The sequence below is a fragment of the Streptomyces sp. NPDC093568 genome, from assembly GCF_044764945.1.
Lineage (GTDB): Bacteria > Actinomycetota > Actinomycetes > Streptomycetales > Streptomycetaceae > Streptomyces.
This window is the reverse complement of record NZ_JBIWJD010000007.1, coordinates 39471-55037: the sequence shown is the minus strand read 5'-3', so window position 1 is coordinate 55037 and position 15567 is coordinate 39471. Positions and strand designations below refer to the sequence as shown.

The following is a 15567-nucleotide window of genomic DNA, read 5'->3' as shown; positions in this document are numbered from 1 at the left end:
AGCCGTCCGCTCCGCGCCGAGGCAACGGCCGGGGCCGCCACCCCCCACAGGAGAGGCCCCGGCCGTCGCGCGGCACGGGCCGCGCGGCGGCCCGTACTTTCTACAGCGTCATGACTGCGTTTTCTGTCACACCCGGGCAGACACATTCCGGGATTCCGGGGTAGTTGCATGTTGTACGGACATGGACGAGCAGCGGTTTCAGGCCGTAACGTGCCTTTCGCGCCGACGGCGGAGGAGAGCAGACCACCGCAAGACCATCGGTCTTGACACCGCAACCATCCATTGAGAAACCACAACGGCGAGAACCCGGTCCGCGCGAGCGGAACCGGTCCAGGCGCAGAAGGGCGCGCACCAGTGCTGGGGGACGACGCGGAGCTGACCGCCGCGGTGCTTGCGGCACAGGACGGGGACGAGACCGCGTTCCGGACTGTGTACCGCTCCGTGCACCCGCGGTTGCTCGGGTACGTACGGACGCTGGTCGGCGACCCCGACGCCGAGGACGTCGCGTCGGAGGCATGGCTGCAGATAGCGCGTGACCTGGAGCGGTTCAGCGGGGACGCGGACCGCTTCCGCGGCTGGGCCGCCCGGATAGCCCGTAACCGCGCGCTGGACCACATACGCATGCGCGGCCGCCGCCCCGCCATCGGCGGCGACGAGACGGAGCTGACCGGGAAGGCCGCCGAGTCCGACACCGCCGGCGAGGCCATGGAGGCGCTCGCCACCGACGGCACCCTCTCCCTCATCTCCCGCCTCCCGCAGGACCAGGCCGAGGCCGTCGTCCTGCGCGTGGTGGTGGGGCTCGACGCCAAGACGGCCGCGGAGACGCTGGGCAAGCGCCCGGGTGCCGTACGGACCGCCGCGCACCGGGGTCTGAAGCGGCTCGCCGAACTGCTCGGCGACGATCCGGAATCCGCCGGGGTGCTCGACGCCCTGCCTCCCCAGCGAGGAACCCGGGACCGTGCGGTGACGTCTGCGAGTGTGACGCATATGCGTTCGCGGACGCAGAAGGATGTGTGATGGCCGACGAGCTGTACAGATGGCTGGACCGCGAAACGGCGGAGCGTTTGCTGAGCGGAGAGCCACTAGAGGCTGTCGACGGCGCCGACCGCGATCAGGCCGAACGGCTCGCCAAGACCCTTGAGTCGCTGACCGTGGAACCCCCGCTGACCAGCGAGGAACTCCCCGGAGAGGCCGCCGCGCTGGCGGCGTTCCGGGCGGTGCGCGCCCAGCGGGAGGATTGGTCCGCCGCCGTCGCCGGGAGCACCGGCCCGCACGCCCCCGACGCCTCCGACGTCGGGCTCGTCCGCATCGGCGGCCCGGCCCGCGCCGCCCGCCGCCCCCGCTGGGCCCGTCCGGTACGGCTCTCGCTCGCCGCCGCGCTGGCCGTCGGCATGGTCGGCGGGATGGCGGTCGCGGCCGGAACCGGAGTCCTGCCCACGCCGTTCGACGAGAACGAACCGGCCCGCCCGGCCGCCACGGTCTCCGCACCGGCACCGCAGCGGCCGCTCATCACGCCCTCCCCCGGGACCGGAGCGCAGGACAAGCCCACCCCCGACGGCGGCCCGAAGGCCCCGACCGGCTCCGGTGCCCCCGAGCACGTGACGCCCGGTGGCTCGGCCGGTGACCGCGACCCGGACTCGGCTTCCGGCGAACGGGACGCAACGGGCGGCCACTGGAAGGCCGTCACCCGTTACTGCCGCGACCTGCGCGACGGCAAGGCGCTGCCGCCGGACCGCCGACGCACCCTCGAGGGCGCCGCGGGCAGTTCGGCACGCGTACGGACCTACTGCAAGGCGGTCCTGGCCGGCGCGGGCGAGAACGCCCGGCCGCAGCGCGGCGACGACGAGGGCGACAGGGCCAGGGACAAGGGCAAGGGCGACGACGGCCAGGACGAGGAGAAGCACAGAGGCACGGTGAACGGGAAGGGAAAGGACCGGGGGAAGGGCACGGGCGACGGGAAGGGCAGGGACCGGGACGGGCGCCGGGGCGGCGACGAGGACCGCTCCCGTGACCACGACGGCCGCCGTACCGAAGGCATCGCACAGCCCTCGTCCACGGTGACCGGCCGCCCGGCGGACCGGACCCCGCCTTCCCCGACCACGCCCATCTGACCTGCGGTTTTCTGACTCAAGGAAAATTCTTCGGCCGCGGAGTGACGTTTTCGGCCGCCACGGCGCTGATGTGAGTGAGCCGACTGGTCATCGGCCGTCGCACAGAGCCGGGGTTCCCCCCGTACCTGCGGCTCGTGCATCGGCGCGGGCGGGACACGTTCCCCCGGTCCCGCCCGCGCCCCACATCTTCTCCGCGCCTCACCAGTGCACGACGACCTTGTCGCCGTTGCGCACCTGCGCGAACATCTCCTTGATCGCCGGCTCGTCCGCGACGTTGACACAGCCGTGCGAGGCGCCCGCGTAACCCCTCGCCGCGAAGTCGGACGAGTAGTGCACCGCCTGGCCGCCGCTGAAGAACATCGCGTACGGCATGGGGGAGTCGTAGAGCGTCGACACATGGTGCCGTGACTTCCAGTAGACGGTGAACACACCCTCCCGGGTCGGGGTGTACTGCGATCCGAACCGCACCGGCACCGTCACGACCGTCCGCCCGTCGACCATCCAGCGCAGGGTCCGGCTCGACTTGCTGACGCACAGCACCCGGCCGGTCAGGCACCGCGCGTCCGGCGCGTCGGCGGGCTGCCCGCCCATCAGGTACAGGTCCCACTTGCCGGGTTCACGGGTCATCCGCAGCAGCCGCTCCCAGGTGACCTCGTCCGTCCTGCCCGTCCTCGGCAGGCCGCGCTTGCCCTGGAAGCCCTCGACCGCCCGCTCGGTGAGATCGTCGTACGTCCCGGTCGGCCCGTCGAAGAGCCAGGCGATCTGCCGGAGCCGGGCCTGGAGCTCGCGTATGTCACGGCCCGTGTCGCCCCGCCGCCACAGCACGGCGGGCGCGGTGGGGGCGGTGGGGGCCGGGTCGGCGCTCGGCTTGTCGTCGGGCGGAGCCGACTTCGGGGACGGTGTGTCGTCCGGGAGTTCTATGCGGATCGGTGAGCGCCGCTCCTCGCCGGAGGCCTGCACCGTGCACCCGCACAGCAGCACGGTGAGCGCGGCTCCCGCGGCCAGTACGGCATTCGTTCTCCCCATCCCCATGCCCTTGGTACGCATCCCCACCCCCGGCGTCTCACACCGGCCGTCCCGATGTCACCTGAGATGTTCCCCGCGCGTGACCGGTCGCGAACTACGCGGCATCGTGGGACACAGGAGGGAACGGTCCACGGGAGGCACAGCATGGCGCGTGAGTCGGAGTCCGGACTGCCCATCGAGCCGGTCTACGGACCGGACGCGCTGTCCGGCTGGGACCCGGCCGAGAAGCTGGGCGAGCCGGGCGCGTACCCCTTCACCCGCGGTGTGTACCCCACGATGTACACCGGCCGCCCCTGGACGATGCGCCAGTACGCCGGCTTCGGCACGGCGGCCGAGTCCAACGCCCGCTACCGTCAGCTCATCGCCCACGGCACGACCGGCCTGTCGGTCGCCTTCGACCTGCCCACCCAGATGGGCCACGACTCCGACGCCCCGCTCGCGCACGGCGAGGTCGGCAGGGTCGGCGTGGCCATCGACTCGGTCGACGACATGCGGGTGCTGTTCGACGGGATCCCGCTGGGCGAGGTGTCGACGTCGATGACGATCAACGCGCCGGCGGCCCTGCTGCTGCTCCTCTACCAACTGGTGGCGGAGGAACAGGGCGTCGACCCGGCCCGGCTCACCGGCACGATCCAGAACGACGTGCTCAAGGAGTACATCGCGCGCGGGACGTACATCTTCCCGCCGAAGCCGTCCCTGCGGCTGACCGCCGACATCTTCCGGTACTGCCGGGCCGAGATCCCGAAGTGGAACACCATCTCGATCTCCGGCTACCACATGGCCGAGGCCGGGGCGAGCCCGGCGCAGGAGATCGCCTTCACCCTCGCCGACGGCATCGAGTACGTCCGTACGGCGGTCGCGGCCGGCATGGACGTGGACGACTTCGCACCCCGGCTGTCGTTCTTCTTCGTGGCGCGTACGACGCTCCTGGAGGAGGTCGCCAAGTTCCGCGCCGCCCGCCGGATCTGGGCCCGGGTGATGCGGGAGGAGTTCGGCGCCCGGAACCCGAAGTCCCTGATGCTGCGCTTCCACACCCAGACGGCCGGCGTGCAGCTGACGGCCCAGCAGCCGGAGGTGAACCTGGTCCGGGTCGCGGTCCAGGGCCTCGCCGCGGTGCTCGGCGGCACCCAGTCCCTGCACACGAACTCCTTCGACGAGGCCATCGCGCTGCCCACGGACAGGTCGGCCCGGCTGGCCCTGCGCACCCAGCAGGTCCTCGCCCACGAGACGGACGTGACCGCGACCGTGGACCCCTTCGCCGGTTCCTACGTCGTCGAGCGGATGACGGACGACGTGGAGGCGGCGGCCCTCGGTCTGATGCGGCGGGTCGAGGACCTGGGCGGCGCGGTCGCCGCCATCGAGCAGGGCTTCCAGAAGAGCGAGATCGAGCGCAGCGCGTACCGCATCGCCCAGGAGACCGACTCCGGTGAGCGGGTGGTCGTGGGCGTCAACCGCTTCCGGCTCGACGAGGAGGAGCCGTACGAACCCCTCCGGGTCGACCCGGCGATCGAGGCCCGGCAGGCGCAGCGCCTCGCGCGGCTGCGCGCCGAGCGCGACGGGCAGGCGGTGGACGCGGCCCTGGCCGCCCTGAAGAAGGCGGCCGAGGGCGAGGACAACGTGCTGTACCCGATGAAGGAGGCGCTGCGGGCGCGGGCGACCGTGGGCGAGGTGTGCGGCGCGCTGCGCGAGGTGTGGGGGACGTACGTCCCCTCGGACGCCTTCTGACGTGAGACGCCGGGGCCGGATGTCGGAGCCCCGTGCGACACTCCCTCTCATGTTCGGTGTCATCGACCTCCCCACCTATCTGGCCGGTCTTGTCCTGATCGTCCTGCTGCCCGGCCCCAACTCGCTGTACGTGCTGTCGGTGTCCGCCCGCAGGGGCGTACGGGCCGGGTACACCGCGGCGGCCGGGGTGTGGTGCGGGGACACCGTGCTGATGACCCTCTCGGCGGCCGGCGTCGCCTCGCTGCTGCAGGCCAATGCCGTGCTGTTCGGGATCGTGAAGTACGCGGGCGCCGGGTATCTGACCTGGCTGGCCATCGGCATGCTGCGCGCGGCCTGGGCGATGTGGCGGACCCGGCGGGAGAAGGCCGCCGAGGAGGGGCCCGAGCCGGTCACCGGCGAGCGGCCCTTCCGCCGTGCCTTCGTCGTCAGCCTGCTCAACCCCAAGGCGATCCTGTTCTTCGTCGCCTTCTTCGTGCAGTTCGTCGACCCCGGATACGCCTACCCGGCCCTGTCGTTCGTCGTCCTCGGGGCCTTCGCCCAGCTCGCGAGCTTCCTGTACCTCACCGCGCTGATATTCAGCGGCACGAAGCTGGCGAGTGCCTTCCGACGCCGCAAGCGCCTGTCGGCGGGCGCGACGTCGGCGGCGGGCGCGCTGTTCCTCGGGTTCGCGGTGAAGCTGTCGCTCGCCAGTTCCTGAACTACAGGCCGACGCGCGCCAGGTACCGCGGCAGCCCGGCGGCCGTGTCGCCGGCCCAGCCGACATAGCCGTCCGGCCGCACCAGGAACAGGCCCGTGCCGTACGACGCCTGGGCCGCGCCGCGGACCACGGCGACCGAGGCGGGCAGCTCCGGCGCCTGCACGCCGACCGCCAGCAGCGTCCAGTGCGGCCCCCGGAAGGCGTCGAAGAGGCGCACGCCGCCCAGCGTGCCGTCCGGTGCGCGGTCGCCGGCCCGCACCGCTCCCGGCGCCCGCCGCGTCTCGGCGGTCAGGCTCGACTCCCGGTAGCCGAGCCCCAGCTGCCGGGTCGCCTTCCCGCGTCGCACCTCACCCCGGTGCACGCTCGTCGACAGTCCGAGCATGTCCGCGGCGACCGGCCGCCGTTCCTCCTCGTACGTCTCCAGAAGGGCCTCGTCCACCCCGTCCCGCAGGACCGCGCCCAGCTTCCAGCCCAGGTTGTAGGCGTCCTGCACGCTGGTGTTGAGCCCCTGCCCGCCGGCCGGCGAGTGGACGTGCGCGGCGTCGCCGGCGAGGAAGACCCGCCCGGCGCGGAACCGGTCCGCGAGCGCCGCCCGCGGCCGGAAGTCCGAGGCCCACCGCACCTCGGTGACGTCCTCCGGCGCCAGGTGCGAGCGCGCGGCGACCACCTTGCGCACGCCCTCCAGGGAGAGGTCCACCGCCGAGCCGTCCGTGAGCTGAGCGGCGACCTGGAAGTCCTCCGTGCCCGCGAGGGGGCAGATCGCGAGGAAGCCGTCGCCCTCACCGCGGGGCGGGAAGATGTGCCAGTTGTCCCGGTCCAGGCCGGTGATCCGGACGTCCGCCACCAGCGTCGGGTTCGGGTCGACCGTCTCGCCGGTCATGCCGATGCCCAGGGCCCGGCGCACGGCCGAGCGGCCGCCGTCGGCGGCGACGACGTACCGGGCGCGGACCTCCGCCGGCGGCGTGGCCGAGCCGGCGTTCAGGCGGACCGTCACCCCGTCCTCGTCCTGTTCGATCCCGACCGCCTCCAGGCCGCAGGCGACCTTCCCTCCCAGTTCCTCCAGCCGCGCGAAGAGGATCCGCTGGGTCCGCCACTGCGGGACCATCCACGGCGCCTCGTAGGGGGAGTCCTCCGTCGACTCGGCGGGGTCGAACATCTGGTGCTCGCCCACCCGCCGCCCGTCCTGCCAGATCATCCCGACCGGGTAGCTGCCGCCCGCCGCGTGGATCGCGTCGAGCACGCCGAGATCGTCGAAGACCTCCATCGTGCGCGGCTGGATCCCCTTGCCGCGCGAGCCCGGGAACAGCTCCTCGGCCCGCTCCACGACCAGCGCGTCCACGCCCCGCCGGGCGAGGTCGATGCCCAGCGCGAGCCCGGTCGGGCCCGCCCCCACGATCAGTACCTCCGTGGACATAACGCCTGCATTCATGACCATCCCCCTTAACACCGTTAAGTGCCGTCGACGACGAGAGTGCCCTTAACGCCGTTAAGCTGTCAAGCGTGACTACGGAACGACGAGCGCCCCTCGACCGTCGGCGCGTCGCGGCCACCGCCCTGGAGCTCCTGAACGAGGCCGGCCTGGACGGGCTGACCCTGCGTGCCATCGCCAAGGAGCTGGACGTCAAGGCGCCGGCCCTGTACTGGCACTTCAAGGACAAACAGGCGCTGCTCGACGAGATGGCGACCGAGATGTACCGCCGGATGATCGCCGGGACCCCCCTCGACCCCGACGACACCTGGCGGGAGCGGCTGCTCAAGGCCAACCGCGGACTGCGCTCCGCGCTGCTCGGCTACCGCGACGGCGCCAAGGTGTTCAGCGGCTCACGCTTCACGGCCACGGTGCACGCCGAGCAGATGGAGGACACCCTGCGCCTCTTCACGGCCGCGGGCTTCTCCCTCGCCCAGGCGGTCCGCGCGACCTCGACGACGTACCTCTACACCCTCGGCTTCGTCACCGAGGAACAGGGCGTCGAGCCGCTCCCGGGGGAGCGCCGCGAGGGGTACGACGTCGACGAGCGTGCCGCCCTGATGGCCGACTTCCCGCTGTCGGCCCAGGTGGGCGCGGAGATCTTCGCCGACTACGAACAGCACTTCGAGGAGGGCCTCGCCCTGGTGATCGCGGGGATCGAGGCGCGATACGGGATCAGCTGACCGTTACTCTTCGTTCACCTGGAAGTCGGACGGGAGTTGGTATCCGGCGTCGAACATCTCCTACGGTCGTCGGGATCCCCCCGGAGAGAGCCCAGGTGTACGCGTGACCAACCGCCCCCCGACACTGTCCGTGATCGTCCCCTGCTACAACATCGAGTCGTATGTTCCCGAGACGGTGACCAGCCTGGTCAACAACGAACGGGACGACTTCGAGTTCATCTTCGTCGAGGACCGGTCCACGAAGGACAAGACGTACGAAGCGCTGCTGACGCTGACGAAGAGACTGAAGAACAGCCGGGTGATACGGCACGAGCAGAACGGCGGACTGGCCACCGCGCGCAACACCGGCATCGACGCCTCGGAAGCCCGCTACCTCACCTTCCTGGACGGCGACGACTGGCTCGCCCCGGGCTATCTCGCGGATCTCGTGGACGCCATCGAACGGTTCGACGTCGACTTCGTGCGCACCGACCACGTCCAGGTCACCGGCATCGAGCGACAGGTGCACCGGGCCCCCGAGGGCCGCCGGCACACCCCCCTCGACCCGCGCACCTCGATCCTCCCGGTCGACGACACGACCATGGTCGACTACCCCTACGCCTGGGCCGGCATCTACCACCGCCGCCTCCTCGAGAAGGGCATGCTGCGCTTCCACGACGGACTGAAGACCGCCGAGGACCGCCCCTGGATCTGGGACCTGCACCGCAGGGCCGAGTCCTACGCCGTCGCCAGCCTGCGCGGCGTCTTCTACCGCCGGGGCGTGGCCAGTTCGCTCACTCAGATCGGTGATGTGCGTCAACTGGACTTCTTCCGCTCCTTCGACCTGGTCCTCGCCGAGCTCGCCGACGACCCCGAGGTGGGAAGGCTGCGCAAGAAGGCGCTGCGCAACTACTGCGTCGTCATCGCCCACCAGCTGCTCAGCCGCGGCCGGTTCGAGCGCAGCATCGCCGCCAAGCTGAAGCAGATGGCCGCCGAGGCGCTGGGCAGGATGTCGGAGGACGAACTGGAAGAGGCCCTCGTCGGGATGGGCGAGGAGCGCGTGTACATGCTGCGCCGGATACGGGGTGGCATGAAGGGAGTGGCGGCATGATCCAGATCTTCTTCTCGGCCACGCAGTACGCGGCCGCGACCGTCACCGCCGCCATACGGTCCGGCCAGTTCGGCCCGCGCGAGGGCGTCCGCCGCATCCTCGTGGTCAGCAACACCGCCGCCATCCCCGAGGTCGGCACCCCGCTGAACAAGATGGCCGGCTTCGAGAAGCTGGCCCCCGAGTTCGACGAGGTGCGCTCCTGGAACGAGTTCATCTCCCCGCACCATCCGGCCGGCTGGTCGCCGCGCGGCCAGGACACCCTGCTGTGGGAGAAGGCCGTACGCCTCGCCTGGAACCTGGGCGACGAGCCCGTAGAGATCGCCTGTGAGTCGATCCAGGCCAACCCCTCGCGCGCGGTCGCGGACATCTTCGCGGACAGCCCGATCCATGTGTACGCGGACGGCCTGATGAGCTACGGCCCCACCCGCAACCGCATCCCGCACGGCATGAGCAGCCGCATCAAGCGCGTCCTGCACCTCGACCTGGTACCGGGCCTCGCGCCCATGCTCCTGTCCGAGTACGGCGTCACGCCCGAGGCCGTCCCGAACGACGCGATCGTCGACGTCCTCGCGCAGATCGGCGAGTCCGGCGCCGGCATCCTCGCCGAGCGCCTCCCGGCCGACAACCCGCCCACCGCCGTGCTCCTCGGCCAGTACCTCTCGGCCATCGACCTGATCACCCAGGACGAGGAGGAGCAGCTGCACATCCGCTTCCTGCGTGCCGCCGCCCGTGCCGGTCACCAGGACGTGCTGTTCAAGCCGCACCCGAGCGCGCCGGCCGTCTTCAACGAGTCACTGGAAGCGGTGGCCAAGGAACTCGGCGTCAACCTCACCGTGCTGAACGAGCCGGTCCTCGCCGAGACCGTCTTCGCCTTCCTGAAGCCGAAGCTCGTCATCGGCTGCTTCTCGACGGCACTGATGACGGCGGCCGCCTTCTACGGCATCCCGGTCGCCCGCGTCGGCACGGACCTGCTCCTCGAACGCATCACGCCGTACGAGAACAGCAACCGCATCCCGCTGACCATCATCGACGCGGCCCTCCCCGACGCGGAGAACGCCGAGATCGGCTCGCCGCTCGAACTCATCGGCATGGCCGAGGCGCTGGCCCCGCTGGTGCGCAGCGTCGGTTTCTGCATGCAGTCCCGCAAGCACCACGCCCTGCGCGACGAGGTGACGACCTGGCTCGGCGCCAACCTGGCCTCCTACCAGCGCTACTTCAAGCGCCGCCGCCTCACCAGCCTGCGCCTCCCCGGCGGCAGCCCGGTCCGCGCGGAGGCCCTGCGCAGGCACCCGGCGGTCCGCAAGGCGGTACGGCAGCTGCGGCAGACGACGAAGAAGTAACGGACGGTCCCGAAAAACGCGTTCGGCGCGTCCCCCAGCTCGGGGGATGCGCCGAACGCGTTTGGGGCGCGGGGCTGTGTCAAGGTGCGGCTCCGCCGCGTGGGCGCGCTCAGCCCCCACCGGCCCGCAGCCGAATCACGGCCCCGCCGGCGGAGCGCCTAGCGCAGCCGTACCGCGGGCAAGGCCCGCTTCAGCCGCGGCCCGAACGGCTTCTCCACGAACCGGTGCATCAGATACGCCAGCACCAGCAGACTCAGCACGGAGAGGGCCAGCGTCTCGTAGGAGCCGAGCCCCAGACCCCGGTGCAGCACCCGGATGAAGAACCAGCCCAGGTGCTCGTGGATCAGATAGAAGGGGTACGTCAGCGCCCCGGCCACCGTCAGCCAGCGCCAGTTGGCCCAGCTCGTCCAGCCCAGCGCCACCACGGCGACGGCGGCGAAGGCGCAGAAGACGATGGCCTGGATGACCAGCGGGTTGCGGTGGAAGTCGCCCTGCGCGCCCGGGTGCCACAGCGCCGTCACCGAGTAGCGCTGGCCCAGCAGGAAGGACATGCCGACGATTCCCCACAGCAGCATGTCGCTGCCGAAGCGGTGGATCAGGTACAGCGCGAGGCCGCCGATGAAGAACGGGGCGTGGTCGCGCATGACCAGCTCGTCGGTCAGCGGGTTGTCGGCGACCCGGGCGAAGGCGCCGGCCAGCGTCCACAGGATGCAGAAGGTGACCACGCGCTTGTAGGTGACGCCCTTCCAGATCACGAACAGGGCGAAGAGCACGTAGAACTTCAGCTCCACCCAGAGCGTCCAGCACACGCCCAGGACGCGCGGCACGCCCAGCGGCTGCTGCATCATCGTGAGGTTGACCAGCAACTCATCGGGCCGGACCGGGTGGACGACCACCGGCAGGAGCACCGCGGCGCCAGTGACCATCACGATGGCCACCCAGTACGCCGGGTAGAGGCGGGAGATCCGGGAGCGGAAGAAGTCGCCGAGGGTGCGGCCCCAGCTGCTCATGCAGATCACGAAGCCGCTGATGACGAAGAAGAACTGCACGCCCAGGCTGCCGTAGGTGGACAGCTGCGACAGCGTCGGGAACATCTGTCCGGGGGACTGGTGCCAGGAGTTGGCGACCTCACCGTTCTTGCCGGTGAAGTGGTACATGCACACCATCAGGGCGGCCATCAGCCGCAGCCCGTCCAGGGCGCGCAGTCGGCTCTCCTTGCGGGGCCGGACCGGAGGCCGCGCGGCTATGACCTGGTTGAGCCGGGGTTTCGCCGGCACCGCCGACGCCGGCGGTGCCGTGGCTTGTTCGGCCGTGGCCTGGTCAGCCGCGCTCATCCTGGGGCCTTTCTCCTGGGAGCCTCGGGGCGGGTTCAGTCGTACGTGATGGACGATGCCATTTCATACGATGACCGAACGCTATGTCCCTCGGACGGGTGAAAGGTGAGTGACGGTTGACGCTCAGGGAGCGCGAAGATGTCACACGGATGAACGACCACCCCTTCTTGGTTACTTTCGGCCGGCCACCTGCTTCAGCGCCCGCGCCCGGCGCGCCAGGCGGCGCACGGTCGCGTTGCGCGGAATGAAGGAGAGCTGGGCCGGCACGGCCCCGGGCAGGGCCAGCGAGGTCAGGCGCTTGCGCTTGAAGTAGCGCCAGGTGTGCGGGTTCAGGTGCTTGGAGAGGTAGGCCTCGGCCGCGCCGCGCAGCCCCGGGTAGATCTTCGGCTGCATCGCGAAGCCGACCGCCTTCAGGAGCGCGGCCAGTTCCTCGACCCGCTCGCGCGCGGGCATCGTCCAGCCGCTCACCGCGGCCGCGTCGGCGATGTCCGGCAGCAGCGCGTCGACGATGGTCAGCGGCACGCGGTTGCTGTTCTGGTACGGCGTGAGCCGCGCCAGCACGGTGTCGGTGCCGACCCGCGCGACCGGCAGGCCGTACAGCCCGGCGGCGGTGAACAGCCCGGTCGAGAAGCAGCCGACGACCAGCGCGGGGCGCAGCCGCTGGAAGGCCACCTCGGCGAGCATGGGCCGGTCCAGCAGGGTGAGCGCGGCGCCCAGCCGGGTCGCCTCGTCCTCCAGGAGCTTCGACCAGCGGGCCGGTGCGACGGGGTGCGGCTTGAAGACGAGCTTGCGATGGCCGAGCGCGACGGCGCCGCGCACCATCTCCAGGTGCAGGTCCTCCTCCTCGGCGTCGGTGAGGATGCCGAGCGCGGAGAGGTACTGGCCGAGCAGCAGCGCCGGCTGGGCGTCGCCGGAGAGCGCGGCGAGCGAGGTCTCGGCCTCGGTGAGTTCACCGAGCACCTTCAGGAACACCTCGGACGGCACGAGTTCGGACGGCACGTCGAACTCGGTGAGCAGCAGCGGGGTGAGGCCCGGGACGAGATCGAGGTGCAGCAGGCGGCCGACACGGGTGCCGACCAGCGGGTCGATCTTGTCGCGCGTGGGGCCATAGCTTATGAGGCCGTCCGCGTAGACGTCGACGGGAGCGCCGGTGAACAACTGGCACAGCGCGAGGGCCGGGTTGACCTGGACGGACTCGACGGCCAGCTGGATCTCGTCGTCGCCGAGGTTCCACAGCAGCCGGACGTACCGCTCCCACATGGGGATGTCGTTCTCGCGCGGGGACCAGCCGCTGGGGTGGAACGGCGAGATGGTCTCGTTCCAGGACAGCACCTCGTCGAAGCGCCCGCGCAGTTGGGCGAAGCCCGGCATCGCGTCGACGGACGGGGTGATCTCGGGGTTGACCGCGTTGTTGGTGATCAGCAGCAGTCGGCGGTCGGCCGGTTCGAACATCCCGGCGTCCAGCGCGGCGGCCAGGGTCGCGGCGCCGTACAGCGTCGAGGCGCAGAAGATCTGGGTGGTGCGAGGCATCAGGCGGCCACCGTCCGGGCCCCGACCGCCCTGCGGCGCACCCGCCGCAGCCGGGCCGCGCGCTGCGCGTCCATCGAGTCCATGACGTCCGCGAGCACGTCCTGCGGCATTCTTTTCAGAGCGGCGGCGCTCATCGAGCGCAGTTTTCGAGCCACGGCGGGTTCGAACCTCTCGATTTGTCCGAGATGATGAGCCATGATCGCGCAATAGGTGCGCACGGCTTTCGGAAGCAGTTTATCTGCCTGCGGGTCACGCGCCGTTTCCTCGATTACCTGGTCGAACGCGCGAATGAAATCGAGCTGTCGAACATCACCGATCTGGGTGAGTGAGGACGCCACGCCGCGCCGATAGTAGACACCGAGCAGTCCCACCGCGGCGAATGATTCCGCCTCCCGGTGCAGTTTCCAGATCCACGGCCGGTCCTCGGCGGTGCGCAGCCCGTGGGTGAACTGCAGGATTCCGCGGTCGACCAGGCGGCGGTGGTAGATCCCGGCCCAGGCGTAGGCGTAGTCCACGGACGTGGAGCGGTCGGCGGGCAGGATCGCGTCGCGCGGGTTCATCACCGTCCAGCGCCGGCCGTGCGGCACGCGGTGGATGCTGCGCGCCCGCCCGGTGGACTGCACATGGTCCGTGCGGACGAAGTCGCAGCCCAAGTCCTCGATGGCGGACAGGAGCTGCGGGAGGTAGTCGGGGGCGAGCCAGTCGTCGCCGTCCAGGAACGTCAGGTACTCGCCGCGCGCCTTCTCGATTCCGGTGTTCCGCGCGGTGGCCAGTCCTCCGTTCTGCTCGTGTCTGACGAGCACGGCGCCCGGCAGCTCGCGCTCCGCGCGCGCGAGGATGTCCGGTGTCCCGTCCGTCGAGCAGTCGTCGACGAGGATGAACTCGAAGTCCCCACGTGTGTTCGCACGCAGGCTCTTCAGGGTGTCTGGCGCGTATTGCTGCACGTTGTAGAACGGCACGATGACGGAGAGCTTGACCACCTGAGGGACGTTAGGGGTCGGTCCGGCATCCGTCTTTACTCGCAGCTTGATGTCAGGTGAACGAGACGTGGCGATGCGGTGAACCAGGCTTCTTTTCAACGACTTCTGCCCTCGATTCGTCGTTAGTCGATGTGCTGTTAACCGTTTGTTGCATTCTGGTTGGGCGGAACCTTGAAATCGCTTCCTAGCGTCGTCGACGTGCCAGCAAGTGTGACGAAGACCCGGCGAGTGGCCGTACTCGCGGATTCCGACACCCGGTGGAAATGGGGCGCGCTCACCGCGAACCGTATCGCTCCGGAGGATTCGGACATCCGTCTGGACGGTTACCTCCTGCGTGGCCGGGCCACCCCGACAGCCCGTCAGCTCCAGGAAGTCGGCGTGCACGCCGACTCCCTGCGTGAGGTGTCCGCCGTCGAGTTCCTGCGCACCATGGCGCAGGAGTCGTACGACGTGCTCGTCCTCGCGCTCGTCGGCGGCGGGGTGCAGGCCATCCTGCACGGCCTGAAGCGGGTGTGGGAGGGGGAGACCGAGCGGCCCGTCGTCGTCACCGGCTATGTCGGCGTCGTCTACGAGAAGCTCGCCGACGGCCTGCTGCTGCGGCACGGCGCGGACCTCGTCCTCGCCAACTCCCGCCAGGACGCCGAGCGTTTCCGCGCGGTGTACGAAGGGGTCGGCGCCGACGCCTCCTCGGTGACCGAGGTCGCGCTGCCCTTCCTCGGCGGGGAGCCCTACACCGGTGAACACGACCCGTACACGGTCGTCTTCGCGGCCCAGCCCTCGGTGCCGGACAACCGCCGGGACCGTGTCTACCTGCTGAACCGTCTGATCCAGCACGCCCGCAAGCACCCCGAGCGCGAGGTGCTGCTCAAGCTGCGCTCCAAGCCGGGCGAGCACACCACGCACATCGAGGAGCTGCCGTACCAGAAGCTGGTCCAGCGGCTCGAACCGCCGGCCAACTTCAAGCTGGTGTACGGCAACATGGGCGAGGTCCTCAACCGCACGGACCTGATGGTCACCATCAGCTCCACGGCGGCGCTGGAGTCACTGCACCGCCGTATCCCCACCGTCGTCCTCAGCGACCTCGGTGTGCGCGAGGTGCTCGGCAACCACCACTTCGTGGGCTCCGGCTGCCTCGCCTCCTGGGACCAGCTCGACGAGGGACACCGGCCGGTGCCCGACGAGGAGTGGGTGTCCCGGCAGGGCGTCTGCGCCGACGGCTCGTACGCCACCGCCTTCGACCCGGCCCGCGAGCGCATCGCCAAGCTGCTCGCGCGGCCCGGCGGGATGCCCGCCCTCACGCCGTACTACACGCCGGCCACCGCGCCCGGCTATCTGCCCGGCATCCTCGCCCGCCACCACCTCGGCCCGGACGGCAGCCCGCTGCCCGGCGCCCCCGCCCATGACAAGGAGCCCGGCCCGGTCCGCCAGATAGTGCGCCGTGCCGCACGCGGCGCCTACCGCCACGGCGTGCAGCGCGTGGCTCCCGTCATCCGGCGGATGGGGGAGCTGTGAGCGACCCGACGACCGATCCGGCGACCGGGGCGCCGGGACGCGCCCCGAAGCCTCTGCCAGGAGCCCAAGGA

General features: G+C 70.7%; 13 protein-coding genes. 8 read left to right on the top strand and 5 right to left on the bottom strand.

The window, feature by feature from the left end; translation table 11 throughout:
• Positions 1 to 354 precede the first annotated feature (354 nt).
• Positions 355 to 1017 (top strand): RNA polymerase sigma factor, encoded by a 663-nt coding sequence (locus ACIRD7_RS26835; protein ID WP_403457602.1) that lies wholly within the window; start codon positions 355 to 357, stop codon positions 1015 to 1017.
• On the top strand, positions 1017 to 2111 hold the full coding sequence (locus ACIRD7_RS26830) for a hypothetical protein (protein ID WP_403457600.1): 1095 nt from the start codon (positions 1017 to 1019) through the stop codon (positions 2109 to 2111). The genes ACIRD7_RS26835 and ACIRD7_RS26830 overlap by 1 nt, the downstream gene beginning before the upstream one ends.
• Before the next feature lie 198 nt (positions 2112 to 2309).
• Here the strand turns inward: ACIRD7_RS26830 and ACIRD7_RS26825 are convergent, their stop codons facing one another.
• A complete protein-coding gene (locus ACIRD7_RS26825) occupies positions 2310 to 3137 on the bottom strand; it encodes a L,D-transpeptidase family protein (protein ID WP_403457599.1) in 828 nt (275 codons plus the stop codon).
• Between the two features lie 144 nt (positions 3138 to 3281).
• Here ACIRD7_RS26825 and ACIRD7_RS26820 point away from each other — a divergent pair, with 144 nt between their 5' ends.
• Complete coding sequence (locus tag ACIRD7_RS26820; RefSeq protein ID WP_403457597.1) at positions 3282 to 4862, top strand: methylmalonyl-CoA mutase; 1581 nt, start codon at positions 3282 to 3284, stop codon at positions 4860 to 4862.
• A 49-nt stretch (positions 4863 to 4911) separates the two neighbouring features.
• The gene (leuE, locus tag ACIRD7_RS26815) at positions 4912 to 5559 is read left to right on the top strand and encodes a leucine efflux protein LeuE (RefSeq protein WP_403457596.1); all 648 of its coding nucleotides are present in this window, start codon (positions 4912 to 4914) and stop codon (positions 5557 to 5559) included.
• Between the two features lies 1 nt (position 5560).
• On the opposite strand, the gene ACIRD7_RS26810 is transcribed toward leuE, so the two are convergent.
• A complete protein-coding gene (locus ACIRD7_RS26810; RefSeq protein ID WP_403458193.1) occupies positions 5561 to 6973 on the bottom strand; it encodes an FAD-dependent oxidoreductase in 1413 nt (470 codons plus the stop codon).
• Positions 6974 to 7059: 86 nt separating this feature from the next.
• Here ACIRD7_RS26810 and ACIRD7_RS26805 point away from each other — a divergent pair, with 86 nt between their 5' ends.
• From ACIRD7_RS26805 to ACIRD7_RS26795, 3 genes are all read left to right on the top strand, one after another.
• Positions 7060 to 7710, top strand: a complete 651-nt coding sequence (locus ACIRD7_RS26805) for a TetR/AcrR family transcriptional regulator (RefSeq protein WP_403457594.1) — start codon at positions 7060 to 7062, stop codon at positions 7708 to 7710.
• Between the two features lie 103 nt (positions 7711 to 7813).
• Positions 7814 to 8800, top strand: coding sequence for a glycosyltransferase family 2 protein (locus ACIRD7_RS26800; protein ID WP_403457593.1), 987 nt, complete (start codon positions 7814 to 7816; stop codon positions 8798 to 8800).
• On the top strand, positions 8797 to 10140 hold the full coding sequence (locus tag ACIRD7_RS26795; RefSeq protein ID WP_403457592.1) for an alpha-2,8-polysialyltransferase family protein: 1344 nt from the start codon (positions 8797 to 8799) through the stop codon (positions 10138 to 10140). The genes ACIRD7_RS26800 and ACIRD7_RS26795 overlap by 4 nt, the downstream gene beginning before the upstream one ends.
• Before the next feature lie 158 nt (positions 10141 to 10298).
• Here ACIRD7_RS26795 and ACIRD7_RS26790 read toward each other — a convergent pair whose 3' ends face one another.
• The 3 genes from ACIRD7_RS26790 to ACIRD7_RS26780 form a co-directional block, all read right to left on the bottom strand.
• Positions 10299 to 11474, bottom strand: a complete 1176-nt coding sequence (locus ACIRD7_RS26790; RefSeq protein ID WP_403457590.1) for an acyltransferase family protein — start codon at positions 11472 to 11474, stop codon at positions 10299 to 10301.
• 171 nt (positions 11475 to 11645) lie between these two features.
• Positions 11646 to 13004 carry a polysialyltransferase family glycosyltransferase gene (locus ACIRD7_RS26785; protein ID WP_403457589.1) on the bottom strand — a complete coding sequence of 453 codons (1359 nt, stop codon included), beginning with the start codon at positions 13002 to 13004 and terminating at the stop codon, positions 11646 to 11648.
• A complete protein-coding gene (locus tag ACIRD7_RS26780; RefSeq protein WP_403457587.1) occupies positions 13004 to 13984 on the bottom strand; it encodes a glycosyltransferase family 2 protein in 981 nt (326 codons plus the stop codon). The genes ACIRD7_RS26785 and ACIRD7_RS26780 overlap by 1 nt, the downstream gene beginning before the upstream one ends.
• 198 nt (positions 13985 to 14182) lie before the next feature.
• On the opposite strand from ACIRD7_RS26780, the gene ACIRD7_RS26775 reads away from it, so the two are divergent.
• Positions 14183 to 15496, top strand: a complete 1314-nt coding sequence (locus tag ACIRD7_RS26775; protein ID WP_403457585.1) for a DUF6716 putative glycosyltransferase — start codon at positions 14183 to 14185, stop codon at positions 15494 to 15496.
• Positions 15497 to 15567: the final 71 nt, after the last annotated feature.

Coding starts and splice junctions, on each gene's coding strand:
- ACIRD7_RS26830 (WP_403457600.1), top strand. CDS start 1,017: ATGGCCGACGAGCTGTACAGATGGCTGGACCGCGAAACGGCGGAGCGT.
- ACIRD7_RS26825 (WP_403457599.1), bottom strand. CDS start 3,137: ATGGGGAGAACGAATGCCGTACTGGCCGCGGGAGCCGCGCTCACCGTG.
- ACIRD7_RS26820 (WP_403457597.1), top strand. CDS start 3,282: ATGGCGCGTGAGTCGGAGTCCGGACTGCCCATCGAGCCGGTCTACGGA.
- leuE (WP_403457596.1), top strand. CDS start 4,912: ATGTTCGGTGTCATCGACCTCCCCACCTATCTGGCCGGTCTTGTCCTG.
- ACIRD7_RS26810 (WP_403458193.1), bottom strand. CDS start 6,973: ATGTCCACGGAGGTACTGATCGTGGGGGCGGGCCCGACCGGGCTCGCG.
- ACIRD7_RS26795 (WP_403457592.1), top strand. CDS start 8,797: ATGATCCAGATCTTCTTCTCGGCCACGCAGTACGCGGCCGCGACCGTC.
- ACIRD7_RS26790 (WP_403457590.1), bottom strand. CDS start 11,474: ATGAGCGCGGCTGACCAGGCCACGGCCGAACAAGCCACGGCACCGCCG.
- ACIRD7_RS26785 (WP_403457589.1), bottom strand. CDS start 13,004: ATGCCTCGCACCACCCAGATCTTCTGCGCCTCGACGCTGTACGGCGCC.